At 66.5% G+C, this 17,336-nt stretch carries 15 protein-coding genes, 1 tRNA gene and 2 pseudogenes; 13 read left to right on the forward strand and 5 right to left on the reverse strand.

Annotated elements, in window-relative coordinates; genetic code table 11:
* The first annotated feature begins 223 nt into the window (after positions 1-223).
* The 9 genes and pseudogenes from NZ773_01690 (at position 224) to NZ773_01730 (ending at position 9,154) form a co-directional block, all read left to right on the forward strand.
* Positions 224-2,284: a hydantoinase/oxoprolinase family protein gene (locus NZ773_01690; protein ID MCS6800643.1), complete on the forward strand. Its 2,061-nt coding sequence runs from the start codon at positions 224-226 to the stop codon at positions 2,282-2,284.
* A complete protein-coding gene (locus NZ773_01695) occupies positions 2,281-2,586 on the forward strand; it encodes a EutN/CcmL family microcompartment protein (GenBank protein ID MCS6800644.1) in 306 nt (101 codons plus the stop codon). Before NZ773_01690 ends, NZ773_01695 begins: the two co-directional genes overlap by 4 nt.
* A 195-nt stretch (positions 2,587-2,781) precedes the next feature.
* Positions 2,782-3,072: a BMC domain-containing protein gene (locus NZ773_01700; protein MCS6800645.1), complete on the forward strand. Its 291-nt coding sequence runs from the start codon at positions 2,782-2,784 to the stop codon at positions 3,070-3,072.
* Positions 3,073-3,075: 3 nt separating this feature from the next.
* Entirely contained in the window at positions 3,076-3,711 is a 636-nt protein-coding gene (locus NZ773_01705) for a BMC domain-containing protein (GenBank protein MCS6800646.1), read from the forward strand.
* Between the two features lie 801 nt (positions 3,712-4,512).
* Positions 4,513-6,360, forward strand: a complete 1,848-nt coding sequence (locus tag NZ773_01710) for a hydantoinase B/oxoprolinase family protein (protein MCS6800647.1) — start codon at positions 4,513-4,515, stop codon at positions 6,358-6,360.
* Between the two features lie 423 nt (positions 6,361-6,783).
* A pseudogene (locus NZ773_01715) lies at positions 6,784-7,062 on the forward strand (BMC domain-containing protein).
* Positions 7,063-7,170: 108 nt separating this feature from the next.
* Entirely contained in the window at positions 7,171-7,848 is a 678-nt protein-coding gene (locus NZ773_01720; GenBank protein MCS6800648.1) for a hypothetical protein, read from the forward strand.
* A 109-nt stretch (positions 7,849-7,957) separates the two neighbouring features.
* Positions 7,958-8,032: transfer RNA gene (locus tag NZ773_01725), tRNA-Pro, on the forward strand.
* A gap of 30 nt (positions 8,033-8,062) precedes the next feature.
* Entirely contained in the window at positions 8,063-9,154 is a 1,092-nt protein-coding gene (locus tag NZ773_01730) for an Mrp/NBP35 family ATP-binding protein (GenBank protein ID MCS6800649.1), read from the forward strand.
* Between the two features lie 64 nt (positions 9,155-9,218).
* Here NZ773_01730 and NZ773_01735 read toward each other — a convergent pair whose 3' ends face one another.
* The gene (locus NZ773_01735; GenBank protein MCS6800650.1) at positions 9,219-10,124 is read right to left on the reverse strand and encodes a HEAT repeat domain-containing protein; all 906 of its coding nucleotides are present in this window, start codon (positions 10,122-10,124) and stop codon (positions 9,219-9,221) included.
* Positions 10,125-10,202: 78 nt separating this feature from the next.
* Between NZ773_01735 and NZ773_01740 the strand changes: the two genes are divergently transcribed.
* Positions 10,203-10,400, forward strand: coding sequence for a hypothetical protein (locus NZ773_01740; GenBank protein MCS6800651.1), 198 nt, complete (start codon positions 10,203-10,205; stop codon positions 10,398-10,400).
* Here NZ773_01740 and NZ773_01745 read toward each other — a convergent pair.
* Genes NZ773_01745 through NZ773_01760 form a run of 4 tightly spaced genes read right to left on the reverse strand, consistent with a single transcriptional unit; the run spans position 10,397 to position 12,211 of the window.
* Positions 10,397-10,789 carry a hypothetical protein gene (locus tag NZ773_01745; protein ID MCS6800652.1) on the reverse strand — a complete coding sequence of 131 codons (393 nt, stop codon included), beginning with the start codon at positions 10,787-10,789 and terminating at the stop codon, positions 10,397-10,399. The genes NZ773_01740 and NZ773_01745 overlap by 4 nt on opposite strands.
* On the reverse strand, positions 10,786-11,097 hold the full coding sequence (locus NZ773_01750; GenBank protein MCS6800653.1) for a hypothetical protein: 312 nt from the start codon (positions 11,095-11,097) through the stop codon (positions 10,786-10,788). The genes NZ773_01745 and NZ773_01750 overlap by 4 nt, the downstream gene beginning before the upstream one ends.
* Positions 11,094-11,480 carry a hypothetical protein gene (locus NZ773_01755; GenBank protein MCS6800654.1) on the reverse strand — a complete coding sequence of 129 codons (387 nt, stop codon included), beginning with the start codon at positions 11,478-11,480 and terminating at the stop codon, positions 11,094-11,096. Before NZ773_01755 ends, NZ773_01750 begins: the two co-directional genes overlap by 4 nt.
* On the reverse strand, positions 11,477-12,211 hold the full coding sequence (locus NZ773_01760) for a hypothetical protein (GenBank protein ID MCS6800655.1): 735 nt from the start codon (positions 12,209-12,211) through the stop codon (positions 11,477-11,479). The genes NZ773_01755 and NZ773_01760 overlap by 4 nt, the downstream gene beginning before the upstream one ends.
* A 186-nt stretch (positions 12,212-12,397) precedes the next feature.
* Between NZ773_01760 and NZ773_01765 the strand changes: the two genes are divergently transcribed.
* The 3 genes and pseudogenes from NZ773_01765 to NZ773_01775 all read left to right on the forward strand — a co-directional run bounded on the left by NZ773_01765 (position 12,398) and on the right by NZ773_01775 (position 16,774).
* On the forward strand, positions 12,398-12,967 hold the full coding sequence (locus tag NZ773_01765) for an RNA polymerase sigma factor (protein MCS6800656.1): 570 nt from the start codon (positions 12,398-12,400) through the stop codon (positions 12,965-12,967).
* Positions 12,968-13,057, forward strand: a pseudogene (locus tag NZ773_01770) (zf-HC2 domain-containing protein).
* A gap of 1,239 nt (positions 13,058-14,296) precedes the next feature.
* The gene (locus NZ773_01775) at positions 14,297-16,774 is read left to right on the forward strand and encodes a cellulase family glycosylhydrolase (protein ID MCS6800657.1); all 2,478 of its coding nucleotides are present in this window, start codon (positions 14,297-14,299) and stop codon (positions 16,772-16,774) included.
* Positions 16,775-17,336 lie beyond the last annotated feature (562 nt).

A 17,336-nucleotide genomic window follows, 5' to 3' on the forward strand; every position in this document is an offset into this window, starting at 1 on the left:
GGGCGAAAGAAGCAGCGAGGACAGCGAGCAGCTGATCGCGGCGGCGCGTCTGGCGCCCGCGAGTGACGAGCACGTTCTCGCGCCGCGCTTCTCACCCTCATGACCAACATTGACACACATTCCAAAAAGCTGATAGAAACTACCGCCGTCGATGAGTGTTGCGCGCGCGAGAGAGCGACGCAAGCTCGGTTCGAGCGAGGGAAGCAAGCTACTGGACGGGAAGATGCCATATCGACTGGGTGTCGACGTAGGCGGCACGTTTACCGATCTCGTGCTGACAGACGACGCGAGCGGAAGGTTGTATCGGGCGAAGACCTCCTCCACTCCCGCCGACCAGTCGCTGGGCGTGCTGGAGGGGATCGAAAAAGTCTGTCGTATTGCCGGGATCAGCCCGAGCCAGATTGCGGAGATCCGCCACGGCACGACCGTCGGACTGAATACCGTTCTGACGGGGACGGGGGCGACGGTCGGCCTGATCACGACGAAAGGGTTCCGTCATATCCTGCGGATTGCCCGCTCCCGCACCCCCGGGCCGCTTGCGGGCTGGATCACCATGATCCCGCAAGATCCGCCCGCCTTGGTGGAAAACACCATCGAGGCTGATGAGCGGATGAGCGCCAAAGGCGAAGTGATCCGGCCGCTCAACGAAACGCAGCTATGGGAAGACCTCCAACGGCTGCTCAAGCGTTCAAAGATCGAAGCGATCACCGTCTCGCTCATCAACTCCTACGCCAATCCTGCGCACGAGCTTCGCATCCGCGACATCATTCGCGACCTTGCCCCTGACCTCCCGGTCACGCTGTCGTCTGAGATCCTGCCGGAGTTTCGCGAGTACGAGCGGACGCTGACGGCATCGCTCAACGCGTATGTCGCTCCCCAAGTCGGCCGCTACCTCGACTCGCTGCAGACGCGATTGCGGCAGCGGGGTGTGCCGGCCCGGGTCAGCCTGCTCCGCTCCGATGGCGGGCTGATGACCCTCGAGGCAGCGAAGGAGCGGCCAGTGAACGCGCTGGTCTCGGGACCGGTCGGCGGCGTCGCGGGCGCGCTGTTCGTTTGCCGGATGGCGGGCTACCACAACATCCTGACCATCGATGTCGGAGGAACGTCGACCGACGTAGCGCTGTGCATCAACGGCGAGCCCGACATTGGCCGTCAGACGGTGGTCGGGCAGTTCACCGTGCGGATCCCTGCCATGGAGGTGCGCACCGTCGGCGCAGGAGGGGGCTCGATCGCTCACGTTCCGGAGCTGACGCGCGCTCTGCGCGTCGGACCGCAGAGCGCCGGCGCCGACCCAGGGCCGGCTTGCTACCTCAAGGGTGGAACCGAGCCTACAGTGACCGACGCCAACCTCGTCCTCGGCTACCTGACGCCGAAACTGATCGGCGGCGAGATCATCCTCGACATCAACGCGGCGCGACGGGCGGTCCAGAAGATCGCGGACGCGCTGGGGCTGGACTTGTACCGCGCCGCCGAGGGGATCTTCAACGTCGTCAATGAGAATATGCTTGGCGCGCTCCGGCTGGTCTCCGTCCAGCGCGGCTACGACCCGCGCGACTTCGCCCTCGTGGCGTTCGGCGGCGCCGGCCCTCTGCACGCGAATGCCATCGCGAAAGTGCTTGGCTCCTGGCCGGTTATCATCCCCAAGGGACCTGGGCTCCTCTGCGCCCTCGGCGACTTGGTGACCGACTTCCGCAACGAATTTGCCCGAACCTACATCCGGACCTTCGACCAGACGACAGCGGAAGAGGTGCTGCGCCAGCTTGTGGAACTGGGGAACAGCGCACGGGCGTGGCTGAGCGAGCAAGGGGTCCCGCCAGAGCAGCAGCAGATCCGTTATCAGATGGACATCCGCTATCACCGGCAAGGGTTTGAGTTGCCGATCGATGTCGACCTTGACGCGCTAGCGCGGGAGGGGCTCGAGGTGGTCGGCCGCCGTTTCGACGAGGCGCACGACCGGCTGTACAGCTTCCGGCTTGCGACGGTGAAAGAGATGGTCAATCTTCGGGCGATCGGCCAGAGCCGCTCGCGCCCCCCTGAGGTGCCGCGGCTTGCAATGGGCGGTCCGGACCCGTCGGCAGCCCGAACAGGAGAGCAGCAGATCTACTACCAAGGGCAGTTCCACACTGCCGTGGTGTACGATCGTGAGCGTCTCCTCGCCGGCAATCGGATCCCCGGGCCCGCTATCGTCACGGAGATGGACTCCACCACGCTCATCTTGCCCGGCTATAGCGCTGAGGTCGATACGTTTGGTAACCTGCTCATTCGTCCAGCAGGTGGGACATGATAGTCTGTGAGGTGTTGGGAACCGTTGTCGCGACGGCGAAGGATCCTGGCTTTCGCGGCGCAAAACTGCTCCTCGTCCAGCGGCGGGACACCGACGGGCGCCTGACCGGAGAGGTGTTCGTCGCCACCGACACCGTCGGCGCGGGGGCAGGCGAGGTGGTGCTCGTGGTGACCGGCGCATCGGCGCGCGCAACCGAGCAGACACGCGATGCGCCGACCGATGCGTCAATCGTCGGGATCGTCGATAGTGTCGAGACCGATGAGGGACGCGGCGGGCGACGCCTCCTGATCGATAAACGCTAAACTGGGCGCTCAGCTCGTGGGGAGCGAGGCCAACGCGAGGGGGTGACATCATCGATCAAGAGGGAGAGCGCGCTCCGGGATGCCGGCAGCAGCCGTGAGGTGCGCTGGCAGCAACGCGATACCATAGCGCCATCGAGTTCACGCAACTGATACATCCGTCCTCAGCACGGAGGAGAAAGAGAACAGGAGGAAGGCATGGGCGGTTCCCTTGGACTGATCGAGACACGCGGGCTAGTGGCGGCGATCGAGGCTGCTGACGCTATGGTCAAAGCAGCGAATGTCGAACTAGTCGGTCGTGCGCAGGTCGGCGCAGGCTTGATTACGGTCATCGTGCGCGGCGATGTCGGCGCCGTCAAGGCCGCCACCGACGCGGGCGCAATGGCGGCCGAGCGGGTCGGCGAAGTGGTCTCGGTTCACGTCATCCCGCGTCCCCATCCTGAGCTTGCCAGCCTGCTCACGTCGGTTGGCCGCGACGGCATCGACTAACCGATGCAAGAACGGTCCGGTTTCCAGCTTCGCACCTTCGCGTTCATCGACCGCATGCAGCCGCAGTATGCGGCGTTCATGGGGACGATGATGAACGGCGACATGCCAACGGCGGGGCAGGCCGAACTGTACGTCGAAGTCGCCCCCGGCAACGCGATCTACCGGATCGCCGACATCGCCCTCAAATCAGCGGATGTGCGGCCGGGGATGCAGCTCGTGGAGCGGCAGTTCGGCATCCTCGAGCTGCACGCCCGCAGCCAAGAGGCAATCCGATCGGCGGCGGCGGCGATGCTTCAGGACCTCGGCCTGACCGAAGAAGACCGCTTGGCGGCGCAGATCGTCTCCTCCCAAGTGATCAGCAACGTCGACCCCTACCAAGCGCAGCTGGTCAACCAGATGCGGCGGGGCTCGATGATCGTGCCGGGCGAGGCGATGCTGGTCATGGAGATTGCGCCGGCAGGCTATGCCTGCATCGCGGCGAATGAGGCAGAGAAGGCCGCCGATATCAAGCTGGTCTCGATCAGCTCGATCGGGCCCGCCGGCCGTATCATCGTCTCCGGCACCGAGTCGCAGGTTCAAACTGCGCGCGATGCGGTGATACAATCGATTGGCGCAATCCGCGGGAGGCCGGGCGTCTAAGCCTGGCGACCCCTCACCAAAAGCAGCTCAGCGCCGTTCCCGTGCGGAACGGCGAGTATTCAAGCGTGCATCAGCATTCCGAGGGCGGAGATGGCTACAAACGGCGGCAACGGGTCGGTCACGGCAGTTCAATATCAGGGCGAAGTGCTCGACACGAGCGCTGTGATCCGCGCGGCAGCATCGGGCTACCGGCACATCTACGTCCGCGAGGGAACAACCGTCACCCTGCCCGCTCGCACCTACGCGCGTTCCCACGGCATCGTCATCGAGACGATGAAGGCGCCCCCCGAGCCGGCGCAGATGACCCCCCAGCGAACGGCGCCCGAGCCGATGACGCCTGCGCCGGCCCCCCAGCCGGCGGCGCGCGCGCCGCGCTCGACAGTACGCGTGCGTCAGATCCCGATTAAGTCCGCGCCGATCCCAGAGCGCAAGCCGGAGAACTATCCCTCCACCCTCTTCCGCACCCCACCTGACGCTCCTGTCGCTCAGCCGCAGATCTCCCCTGCCCACCAGGCCGGCTCCGCGGAAGATCGTTCGGGGATTTTCACGAACCGGCCAGCGCCTGCCGCCGCTCCCCAGCCCCAAGCGCCTTCTCCCAACGGCGGGGCTGCCGTCCCGACCGCCCCCGGCCGCATTGTGGAGCAGGAGCCGAACGGCTGGGCAACGGTTGTCCCCCAAGGACAGAACCTTGTTGAGGCGATGCTTGCGCCAACGGTGCCGCTGGCGCAGCCGAGCGCCCCTCCCCCGGAGTCGCCCGCCCCGGCGGCGGCAGCCGCCGAATCGCCTCCTCCTCTCGATCCAGTGACGATCGACTTGATCGAGAACGCCCTGCGGAACATCCGCTACGAGATGGACGCGGTGCTCTTCCGCACCGCGATGTCGCCCGGCATCCGCGAGCAGCACGACGAGTTCCCGCTGATCGCTAACCCTGAGGGGAAGATGGTTGCCGGCCAGTTCGGCTCATTCATCGCCGGCTTCCTGCGCGAATACAAGGGCACGATCGAAGAGGGAGATATCTTTCTGCTGAACGACCCGTATTCGTGCGCGGGCGCGATCAGCCACCTGAACGACTGGCTGGTCCTGCTGCCGATCTACTACGAGGGACAGCTGGTCGGCTGGGCGAGCATGTTTGGCCACCTCACCGACGTCGGCGGTGCAGTGCCGAGCAGCATGCCGATCAACGCCCGGACAATCCACTCCGAAGGAGTGATCATCAAGCCGTTCAAGCTGTACAAGCGCGGCGTGCTGGATGAAGAGCGGCTGCAGATGATCCTCGATCAAGTGCGCCTGCCGGAGTGGAACCGCTCCGACTTGATGGGCATCGTCGCAGCCTGCCGCATGGCCGAACGGCGCATCCGCGAACTGTGCGCGCGCTTCGGCCCCGATGTCTACCTCCGGGTTCTCGATGCCTTGCTGGAGCGCAACTACCGCGCCGTGCGCGAACTGATCCGCCGAACGATCCCGGAGACCCCGCAAAGCTTCGAGGACTACGTCTGCGACGACGGGCAGGGGCATGGCCCCTACAAGATCAAGTGCACTGTCTGGCGCGAAGGCGACAAGGCGATCTTCGACTGGACGGGAACCGATCCCCAGTCGCCTGCCGCGATCAACTTCTACCTGAACGTCGAAATGTTGAAGATGTTTGTGGGCGTCTACCTGATCATGGTGCACGACCCGCAGATCCTCTTCAATGACGGCTACTACGACTTGATTGAAGTGCGCATTCCCGAAGGGTCGCTGCTGAAGCCGCGCTATCCCGCCGCACTCTCCGGCCGCACCCACGCGCTCGGGCGGGTCTTCGATGTCTTCGGCGGCGCGCTCGGCAAGAGCGCCCCCGAGTTTATGACTGCAGCCGGGTTCAGCACGAGCCCGCACCTGATGTACAGCGGGTATGACCAGAACGGCGAGTGGGTGCAGCTCTACCAGATCGGCTTCGGCGGCGTTCCCGGCCGCCCGATCGGCGACGGTCTCGACGGCCACAGCCTCTGGCCGGAGTTCACCAACGTTCCGAACGAATACCTCGAGACGTACTTCCCGGTCGTCATCGAGAAGTACGAACTGGTCCAAGACTCGGGCGGCGCGGGCAAGCATCGTGGCGGCAACGGGATCGACCAGGTGTACCGCTGGCTCGCCGCCGGCGAGATCTCGATCCACGACGACCGCTGGCTGACTTACCCATGGGGGGTCCTCGGCGGCAAGCCCGGCGCGCGCGGCCGCAAAATCCTCGTCAAGCCCGACGGCCGGCAGATCCCCTTGCCGGCAAAAGCCGACCACATCGCCGTCGAACCGGGTGATGAGCTGCATTTCATCACCTGGGGCGGCGGAGGCTGGGGCGACCCGCTCGAGCGCGACCCCGAAGCGGTTCGCCTCGATGTCATCCGCGGGCTCGTCTCGGAGCAGAAAGCGCAGGAGGAGTACGGCGTCGTTCTGTACGACGAAGGGTGGAAGATCGACTACGACGCGACAGAACTGCTCCGCGCCGAGATGCGGGCAACCCGCGGCCCGCTGCCGACCTTCGACTTCGGGCCGCCGCTCGAGGAGATCTTGGCGCGGTGCAAAGAAGAGACTGGGTTGGAGCCGCCATCTCCGCCGGTATTCCACGCCCATGTCGCGGGAGCAGAATCGGTTCCAGTTATCGGCGCTCGCTAGCCAGCGCGCAGCGAGCCGGCTCACGGTCGCCCGGCCCGCCGAAGCGCTGGAACGCCAGCCCGCAGGAGGAGAGGAAAGGAAGGCGACGTGGCAGAGGAGGAGCGGACACCACGCCGGCGCCGGAAAGCGGAGGAAGGCAGCTCGCCCCACGGGGAGCGGGAAGCCGTCCGCGCCGCCCAGCGCGCCGAGGAACCAGATTCGCTGACGGTTCCCCTGTCGGACACTCCGGCGGCGCCGGGAGAAGAAGCGCCCGAGGCTGCCCCGGAGCGTATGCCGGGGCAACGAACGCGGCATGGGGTCGCGTTCGCCGCTGTCGGCATCGTGACGCTGGAGGAAGAACGCCCACAACAACAGCAACGAGAGCGGGAGCCGGACCGTGTTGAAGTGGTCCGGCCCGCTGTGCGGAGGGAGGAAGGCTACACAATGACAACGTCGGCAAACCGCGGTGGCGCTATCGGCATGATCGAAACGCGCGGGCTTGTCGCTGCGATTGAAGCAGCGGACGCCATGCTGAAAGCGGCAAACGTCGAGTTGATCGGCAAGCAACAGATTGGCAATGGATTAGTCACCGTCATCGTCGCCGGAGATGTGGGAGCGGTGAAGGCCGCGACTGATGCCGGCGCTGCCTCTGCAGCGCGCGTTGGCGAGGTCGTTTCCGTCCACGTCATCTCTCGCCCCGGCCGCGAGATCGGTCCAATCCTCACTGACGGCGGGATGTTCCCCTCCGGCGCGAGCGGCGAGCTCGGGAGCGGACGGTCGGCCGGTGAGTTGCAGGCCGGAAAATAAACCGCGTCTGCGCGGAGAGGAACGATGGCAAAGCTGATCAGCGCAAAAGACATCGAGGCGGCAGCAGCAGCCGGGCAGCGAACCGTCACGTTCGGAAGCGGGCAGATCGTGACCCCTGCCGCGAAAGACCGGGCCCGCGAACTCGGCATCACGATCGTCGGTGCGAACGGCGCAAGCGCGCCGGCGGCTCCTGCCCAGCCAAGCGGCCAGCCAACATCTGCGCCGGTCTCGCAGCCGGCAGCGTCGGCGGCGCCGACGCCCCCGCCGATGTTTGTGCCGGTGTCGCCGCCGAGTGCCCCCTCGGCGCCGGGCGAGCCGACTTTCATCCCCCCCTCGCAGGCGACCTACCCGCCGCCAACGCAGCCGGTGGTGCAGGGTCCGGTCACCGCGCCACCTCCACCGCCGACCGCAGGAGGGATTACCGACCTCAGGGTCGAAGTAGACGACCGCGACAACCCCGTCTACTTCGAGTCGCCGGTGATCGACAATCTGTTCAACATAACGCTCGAGCTCGGCGCCGCCCTTTGGGTGGTCAAGGATCGGCTCCGCGTCATTGAGGAGCTGCTCGACCAGAAAGGCATTCTGACCACCGAGCAGATCGAACGCTACCGGACACCGCCGGAGCGCGAGCGCGAGGTGCGCGCCAAGCGTGACCAGTTCATCGAGCGGATCTACAAGTCGATCCGGGACAATCCCGGCTAATCGGCCGCGCCTTTCTGCAATTCCTGCCTCCACCGTCGCCCGGTCGGCCGACCGGAGCGACGGTCTCTTTTGCCCGCCTCGGCCGTCGGCCCCTATACTCCTTTCCAAACGGGATGTAGCTCAGCCTGGTCAGAGCGCCGCGTTTGGGACGCGGAGGCCCTCGGTTCGAATCCGAGCATCCCGACCCCTGTCTTGCGCAGGGATAAGGAGACCCATGTCCGGCACGTCCCAGAACCCCCTCCGCGAAGCGGACGTGCTCCGCGCGCTGAGCACTGTCCAAGAGCCGGAGCTGCACAAAGATCTCGTCACTCTCAATATGGTGCGGAACATCCGCATCGACGGCGGGGACGTTCGTTTTACTGTCGTCCTCACCACCCCCGCCTGCCCCCTCCGCGAGCGCATCGAACGCGAGGCGCGGGCGGCAGTGGCCGCCCTGCCCGGGGTGAACTCCGTCACGATCGACTTCTCTGCCGACGTCTCGCGCCGCTTCTCTCGCGCCGAAGAGCCGCTCCTCCCCGGCGTTCGAAACGTCATCGCGGTCGCGTCCGGCAAGGGGGGCGTCGGGAAGAGCACTGTCGCAGTCAACCTTGCTATCGCGCTGGCGCAGGCAGGAGCGCGCGTCGGGCTCCTCGATGCCGATATCCACGGCCCGAATGTCCCCCTGATGATGGGGATCGCCCGCCAGCCAGTGAAAGGGCCGAACGAGAAGATCCTGCCCCCGGTCCGCTACAACGTGCGGGTGATGTCGATCGCGTTCTTCATGACCCCCGACACTCCCGCAATCTGGCGCGGGCCGATGGTCCACTCCGCAATCCAGCAATTTCTGCGCGATGTTGAATGGGGCGAGTTGGACTATCTCGTGATCGACCTGCCGCCCGGCACGGGCGATGCCGCCTTGACGGTTGCCCAGCTTCTCCCCTCCGCGCGCGCCGTGATCGTCACAACGCCCCAAGATGTCGCTCTGCTCGATGCCGGCCGCTCGCTCGCGATGTTTCGCCGGCTGAATGTCCCCGTTCTCGGCATCATCGAAAACATGAGCTATTTCCATTGCCCGCACTGCGGCGAGCGGACAGATATCTTCGGCCACGGCGGCGGCGCTGCGGCTGCTGCGGCGCAGGGCTTGAAATTCCTCGGCGCGATCGCCATCGACCCAGCGATCCGGATTGGCGGCGACCAGGGCAAGCCCGTCACCATCGCCGAGCCGGAGAGCGCAACGGCCGCAAGCTTCCGCGAAGTCGCCGGTCAGGTCGCGGCGGCGATCTCGGTCGCGAACGCGACCGAAGAAGCGCCCGTCATCATCAACTAGCGGCGCCTCTTGTCAGACAGGTCGCGCAAGAAGCGCGATCCCGAGGCACGCCCTCCCGCGCCCTTCAGCCCAGCGGGTTGTCTCGAAATTCCGCCTCGGCGAGCGCCTCGATCGCCGCCTCCTGCAGCGGCGAAGGCCGGTCCGCATAGCGGCGCAGGATCGCTTTCGCCTCCTCGCCGCCGATCTTGCCGAGAGCGTCGATGGCCGCGAGCCGGACCTCTGTGTCTTCATCTTCAAGCAGCGGAGCGATGTTCGGCACCGCTGCTTCCGCCTCGAGTTCGCCGAGCGCCCCAAGCGCCTCAAACCGCACCTCCGGCTCGCTGCTCTCCAGCGCTTCGAGCAGGTCATCAAGCCATCGCTCATCACAGGTGCGGCCCATCGCATAGATCGCGCCAAGCCGCAGTTCAGGGATATCGCTGGAGCGCGCCTCAATAATGGCGAGCGGAACTTCGGGCAGCGAGCGCGTGCTGATCGCCTCCAAAGCGCGGCGGCGAACATGGGGGGCTTCGGTCGAGTTGGCAAGACATTCCAAGAGGGCACGGTCTATCTCCGGGCCGAAGCGGCTCTTGCGTTCGTCCAGTTCGACCGCCAGTTCGTACTTTGCTAAAGCGCTCGCCGCAGCAGCGCGGACATCCGGATCGGGGTCGTGGCGGAGGAGGGCGATGAACCGCGGCACCAACGACCAGTCGTGGCTTTCCCACAGCCCATCAATTGCCCTCTGCCGCACCTCAGGGTCCGGATCATCGAGCAGCACGACGAAGATCGGCTCAAAGTTCAGCTCGACGTTCTCCTCTGCCAGCTCCTCGAGCCACGCCGCTATCGATCGCCGGCGCTCAACGGGAAGGGTCGGCCACGTCGCCGCAAACTCCCGCTGCTGCTCCTCAGGAAGATTCGAGAGCGCTTGCAGGCGCGTGTAGTTCGACAGTTTCGGATCCGCGACGATATCGGTAAGTAGGCTCGCAATGCTCATCGTTTCCTCAGAATGCCGATGCGCGTGCGCTCGGTCTCGCCAAGCAATAGTGTATCCTCACCGGCATCTGCCCTGAGAATGCACCTGCCGTCACTCTTCCTCGGGATCGCGCTCGCCTTTCTCGGAGCGGCAGCTGGCTGCTTCATCGCCGCCCTCAACACGCCCTCCGGCTCGGCGCAGTTCTGGCTCCTTAGCGGGGGAGTTGCTCTTCTTGCCTTCGCGATCGGCGCGGGAGTTGCGTCCGCGATCGGGTTCTTTGAGGACCGCTCGTCCTAGAGGGAGGTCGGAGCGAGCAGCACCTGGACCACCGCGTCAAGGCCGAGGTCACCGGTGCCGGCAATGCGAACAGTCCAGAACGTGTCGCCATCGCGCACGGCGAGAATTCTGAAGGCGCCGAACCGATCGTCGGGAGGCCGTGCCGCAAGGGCAGCAAGGCGAGCGCGGCGGAGAGGATCGCGCCCGCGTATCGTGATGGTCCAACCGCAGCGGCACGCATAGTCGTCACATACCTCGAGCCCAGTCACGATGATGCCCGGCGCGAGCGGCGGGAGGAACAGCGGCCCCTCGCCCGACGCCGCTTGGCGGCGCTCCAGAGCGAGCTCAACCCACTCGAACGCGTTCTGCGCTAGCTGCCGGTCATTGAGGATGGTCTCGATTTCCATCATGGAAGCCCCAGCCGGCGGCGCGCAGCGAGATACTCCGGGTCGTCCGCCAGCACGCCGAGTGACGCCATCGGCTCGAGCGGGCGGAGAAGATGGCGGCCAGCGCCGCTATCCCAGTCGAGCCAGAACCGATACACTGTCCCATCGGGCGCCAGCGCAAATCCTGAAAGCGCTTCAATGGGCGGGCCGCCTCCGATCCCCGGCAACAAGAGCCCTTCCTGCTGGGTGCCGAACCGCACTGCGCCGGCCAGCCCCCGCTCGGCGAACAGGCGGTCGAGCAGCGCCGCAACCTGGTCGCGCTCAGCAGTCATCGGTATGTTGACCCCGGAAGACCGCGAACATAGCGCTCTCCGCGGTCGGGACGAAAATGGGTGGTGATACGACGGCCATCGGCAGTGAGACCGGTAAACCGGTTTGTCTGCGGATCATAAAAGCCGAGCCGGGGAGCGCCGCTCTGAGTATCCCGATACTCAAACCGCTTGCCGACCCGGATCGTCTCCCGTGCTCCCCGATCATACTCCTCGACAGAACGGTACCCATCCGGATGCTTCCGGTAATGCTCTTCCAGTTCACCCGGCGCCCAGACGGCGCGCGCAGCAATCTCCTCAGCCTCGAGGCGCGGCGCAGCGGCCGGCGCCGGCGCGCAGCCGACGAGGAGGAGAAGAGCGAGCAGCGCGAGCAGCGCGCGTCTCACGGCTCGCGGAGGCGCGCGCGCACCCGCCCGACCCCGCCCCGATCCGCAAGCTCGCGCACCGACTCGACAAAGGGGTGCGTCTTGAGCCACGCTGCAAGCGCCACCGGCTGGCGGAGATCGACCCCGATCGTCGTGCCGTGCAAGGAAGTGCCCCAGATAAGGCGGATGGAGGCGTCTGGAAGGGCGGTGAGCGCGCGCTCTAAGTCGCGAATGGCGTAGGGGCTCGCGGGCGACGGCACGATGATCTCAACATAGCCGCGATAGAGGCGTGAAGGACGCGCCGGATCGTCGCGACGAAAGATGGCGCTGAAGCCGTGGTCGGCAGTCTCCTTCTCGATCACGAGGTCGCGCTCGGCGGCAGGATCGCGCTGCTCAGCGCCGCTCCCCTGCGCTGCAAGCTGATGTTCGAGCTCCTCTGCCTCGGTGCGCAGGCGCTCGAGCTCGACCTCGATCTCGGCGATCAGCCGCCGCGTCGTCGCGAGCTGGGCCGCGAGAGAGGGCTGGGGCGCTGCTAGGGGAGCGACGACAGCGTTCCCCCCGGCCTCCCGCAGCGCCGCCTCCAGCGCAGCGGGCACGATGTCGCAGCCGAGGATCGGGGTCGCGATCACCGGCTGGCCCGTCACTGCCACAACAGCGGCGCCAAGCGAAGCGCGGGTAGGGTCGGCTTGAGGCGTGCCCGACTGCACGGCAGCGACGAGTTCATCGAACCGGTCAGCCCCTCCATCACTCATATTCGCATCGTACCATTCCTAAGCAAGCAAGATATCGACGCAACTCGGGCGATCGCCGCTCGTTATACTGGTGGGACGGCTCGCTGCGCCGTCCCAGAGGTCAGCAGACCTGCATGGCGACGCCCGGCGAGGAGCGGCTTCGGCGCCCCAGACCAAACGCCGGACTGCCGCCGCGCGAGGTCGACGATGCCGGAGGAACCGGCGGCGCATATCGAGGAATCGTTCGAAGCGATCTTCGAACGGTTCCAGACGCCAATCTACAACTATATCTTGCGGATGATGGGCAATCCGGAAGACGCGAGCGACCTCACCCAGGAAGCGTTCCTCAAGGCGTATCAGGCGCTTCCGAAACTGTCGGGCGAGGTCAATCTGAGTGCTTGGCTCTACCGGATTGCGACCAACACCTGCCTCGACGAGCTCCGGCGGCGCAGACTTCTCAAATGGCAGCCGCTGGAGACTTTCCTGGCCGCATTTCATCCGAAGCAGGTGGCGAGCGATGACCCGGAGCGGGAGACCCTGCGCAGCGAAGAGAGCGCGCTCGTGCAGCGGGCGCTCGATCGTCTTCCCCCGAAGTACCGGGCCTGTCTTCTGCTGCGCGAGTATCACGACCTGTCGTGTGAGGAGATCGGAGCCGTGATCGGCGTATCGCGGTCTGCGGTGAAGTCGCTGCTCTTTCGAGCGCGAGAGGAGTTCCGCCGTGTCTGGACCGCCCTCGAGCGGGAGGCGGTCGCGCCGCCCCGAGGGTCGGAGGTCTAGATGGCGTGCGACCGCGCGCGCGCCTCGGCCTACCGCGACGGCATGCTCTCGATGGCCGACGCGCGCGCGTTTGAGCGCCATCTCGCCGAATGTGCCGACTGCTGTCGGACCCTTGCGCTCTACCAGCGGATCGGCTCTGCGGTCCGCTCGCTCCCGGAGGTACCGCCTCCGCCGCAGCTGCGGCGGCGCATACTGGCGAAAACGGTGGGGCGCAAGACAGCAGGGAGACCCGTCTGGGGGGCTGTCGCCCTTGGCTTTGTGGGGGCGCTTGCAGTCGTGCTCCTTGTCGTGGGGGCAGGGCGCGCTTGGCTCAGCGAGAGCCAGGCAGTCCCTGCAGCGGTCGCTCCGCCTAGCAGTTCACTTGAGCCTCTCCTGCCGGCGACACCGACCGATACGGCCGCCGGCGGGAGCGCGCAGCCGACCTCGCCGCCGTTGACCGCAACTCCCACTGCCTCGCCAGCCCCGATGGTGCCCTCGCCGTCCGCGCCTCCACCGCCGACGCGCACGCCGTCGCCGCCGGCAGAATCCCCGAGAGCAGCCGAGGGGCGAGCGGCGCCGAGCACTCCTCCTGTCATCCCCTCGCCGCCTCCTCCCACTCCGACCGCTGCTCTTCCGACCACGCCGCCAGCGACGGCGACGGCCGTTGCCTCTCCCGCTGCCTCACCGACCGGTCGGGCTATCGTCAGCGGGGTCGTCACGCCAGGAGGAAGCCCGACAGCAACGGCGCAGCCCGCAGACGCTGCAAGCCGCAACGTGGTCCGCGCTCCCCTCGTCACCCCGACGCCGGGGTGTCCCCCCATCGAAAGCCAGCTTGAGCAGGCCGCTCCCCCCACTGTCTCGCTTCGGGGAGCGCTCGGCTGTCCCACGGGAGCAGCTGCCACTGTTGCGGGCCATGAGGGCGCCTTCGAGAACGGCGTGATGCTCCGCCGCGCTGACACCCGCCGGGTCTTCATCCTCGCCCCAGAACGATGGGCCACCTTCGTCGAAGGAGAAGAAGGGCGGACAACAGCAGCGCTTCGTCCCGGCGAGCCGGCGCCTCCGCTTCTCCAAGCCTACCGCCAGAACGCCGCCGCCCGTGACCTGCTCGGCGGGGCGACAGCAGAGCCGCGCGCCGTCCAATTGACGCTTCAGCCTTTCGAGCGCGGCTCGGTCCTCCTCGTCGACCGCCGCAGCGTGTATGTGCTGTATCACGACGGCCGCTGGGAGCTGCTCTCCCAGCGGTGACCTCGGCGCACCTGTCTCCCGCAATCGGCGGAGTCCCGGCGGCAGGCCTCCGCCCTCCCGCACTTACTCCTTGCATCGCGCCCGCTTGGTTGCTAGGGTACCAGTATGGCGCCTCGCTCTCTACGCGTTCCCGCACTCGCTCGGAGTGCTGCGGCATTCCTCGTGCTTCTTGGAAGCCTTCTCTTCGACCCCGGCTCTCCCCCTTCGGCACACGCGGCGGCGCGCTACAGCGCAACCCCCGACGGCCGACTTGTCGGCCCAGACGGCAAGCCGTTTTTCATGCTCGGCTTCAACTACGAAGGCCCGCTCGACCGCGCCTGGAAGATGTGGGAAGACCGCAATTGGGACCCTGCCCGGATCGACGCCGATCTCGGCCGCGCGGCGCGGATCGGGCTGAACACCGTCCGGATGTTCATTCAGGCGCCGCTGCCGCGGGAAATCGAGGCAGGCAACTTCAAGAAGCTCGACACCTTTCTCGACCTCGCGGCAAAGCACCGGCTTGCCGTTATCGTCACGCTGTATGACTACAACGAGGACGACCTGACCAAAGTGGCGAGCGTTGCCCAGAAGATCGCGGAACGGTATCGAAATCGACCGGAGATCCTCGCCTACGACCTGAAAAACGAGCCCAAGTACGCCAACCTTGTGCTCGCTCGCTACCCTGCCGGGGTCACGCCGCCGCTCCTGACCGGAGCATTAATTGCCCACTACGGGGAGCGGATGCCACTGGCCGAGGCCGACTCGTGGCGCGAAGGAGCCGGCAAAGCGCTTTCGCCGGCGCGGTTCACGCGCGAGCAGGTCTACTGGCAGGCCAATAACTACAAGCTGTACCTCGAATTCCTCGCCGACGCCGCGACGTGGACGGCGAAAGGCGAAGAGCGCTCCACCGGCGACTACCTCGACTCTCCTGAGTCGGGGAAGTGGAAGCCGTTTCTCGCCGCCTATTCCGCCACCCTTGCCGCGTGGCTCGCGCCGCAGATCGCGGCGATCCGGTCAGCCGACCCGACCCGCCTCGTGACGGTCGGCTATAACGACCCGATCCTGGCCAAGCTTCCCGCAAACGAGCCCCTCACTCTCCTCTCGATGCACCGCTACCCCGCAACGACCCTGAAAAGCGTTCGGGCAAACCTCCTCGTCCTAGAGAGCATGCGGCGCTCCTTTCCAGGACGTCCCATCGCGCTGACCGAGTTTGGATGGAGCACCGCGGAGGTGGACCCGCACGACTCGGCGGTGCTGGAGACAGCGACTTGGCTCTCTCTCTGGCACGCCGGCCATGCTGGGGGACTGAAATGGATGCTGGATGACCTCCCGCCGGTCGGCAACCCGAGAGAGGACCACTTCGGCTTCTTCCGCACCGACGGCACGCCGAAGCCGATCGTCACCGCGACCATGGCGCTTGCCGCCTATCTCCTGCGCGGGGAGCGGAAGCCTGGCGACCTTCTCCTCGAGGCTGAGGGCGCGGGACTGCGCTACCGCTATACCTCGGCGAACCTCGCCTTCTACGGCGGCAGGCAAGTCGGCGATCAGCGGCTCACCGCCAAGTCAGCGTCGACGACCCAAGTCTTTCTCGCATGGAACGACCATCTCCGAGGGCGGGTTACCGCGCCGACCGACCTCGAGATCGCGGTCTCCCGCTTCACCGGGGCCCCTCTCGACCCCGCAGCAGTCGTCCAGCGCAGCGGCGCGCCGGTGAGCGCGCGGCGGCAGGGCGAACGGCTGCTCTTCAGCGCCGACCCGGGCGCGGAATTCCGGGTCCTGCCGCCGTTCGCTGGCCTCGAAAGCCGCATCCAGATCGTTTGGCCCCACGGCAACGCGCCGGTCACCCAAGCGTCGCGAGCGAATGTCGGTGTCTATCTCTTTGAGAAGGGGAGCAAGCGCATTGCCTGCCCCGCTGATCCGAATGCGGTCGTGCGGCTGTGGCGCTCGGTCAATGCCGGGATCGAAGAGCCGATCGCGACCGGAGTGCGCCGAACGGAGCGGGTCGGGGAGATGCTCTTCCCCAGCTGGGCGTTCAATGACATCGACGTCAGCCCTGCGCGCGACCCCGCGACGAAGATCTTCTTCCGAGTTTCGGTCGATGGCACGGCAGCGTCGAGCAATGTCTGGAGCCATGGCGCAGACGCGCGGACGATTTTTCCCCAGCCCGACGTGCCGACCGGCGCCGAGGGGATACCGTCGGCGGTCGACGCCAAGATCCAGATCGTCTGGCCGCACGGCAACGCCCCCGTCGCCGCGGCGACGAAAGCGAACATTGCGGCCTATCTCTTCCATCGCGGCACTGGGATGTCGGTTGGGCTGGACTGGAGCCCGACCGTCCGGCTGTGGCGAGCAGTCGGCTCCGCGTCTTTCGAGGCAGTGGCGACCGGCATTCGCACGACGCAGCAGGCCGGCGGGGTGACGTTTCCGGTCTGGGTATTCAATGATATCGATGTCAGCCCAGCACGAAATCCGTCGATCCCGGTCTACTTCCGCGTGACAGTTGACGGCGTCGACAGTCGGAGCAACATCTGGTCCCACGCCGCCGACGCCCGAACGATCTTTCCGCAGCCAGATATTCCCACCGACGTTCTGAACTGCGAGTGAGGCGCCGCTGCGGGGCCTCGCCGAAGATCGTCATGTCAGCTCCTTGCCGGCCGGACGGAGCGCGTCACGCCGCACTGCGCAGAACTCGGGCGCTCCGGCAGGACGATGGCGGCGTTCCTCGTGGGCACAACACTAGGGCTCCACGCACGCCGCTCAAGCAGGGGGCCTGTCGGCGCGAGCAGAGGCGAGGCAGAAGTCGCTCGGTGCGCCACGCGCATCCGCCCTGCGGCTGATGACGTTCCGCCCTCACCCGCCTGCGGCATGCTCGGGTATGGGAGGCGCGGCTCCCTGCTGGCGGCAGCGGAGAGAGCGGTGCCTGCCTGAGCCGGGCGCTTCAGTGACCGCCTCGGGTACAGCCGCGCCGTCGCCGCGCTCACCGCCTGCGCGAGCGCGCGACTTGGTGACCTCCTTCCTCAACCAGCACCCCGCTTGCGCGCGGACGCTCTCGCCATGCTGCCGTACTTGACGGGCGGTACAGGCCCACGCCATCCTAGAGCGGCGATCTCCTTCCCGGAGCGGAGTTCAGTTCGCGCGCATCGTCCATCGTCCGAAGACCGATGAG

It is taken from the genome of Dehalococcoidia bacterium, assembly GCA_025054935.1.
GTDB lineage: Bacteria > Chloroflexota > Dehalococcoidia > SpSt-223 > SpSt-223 > JANWZD01.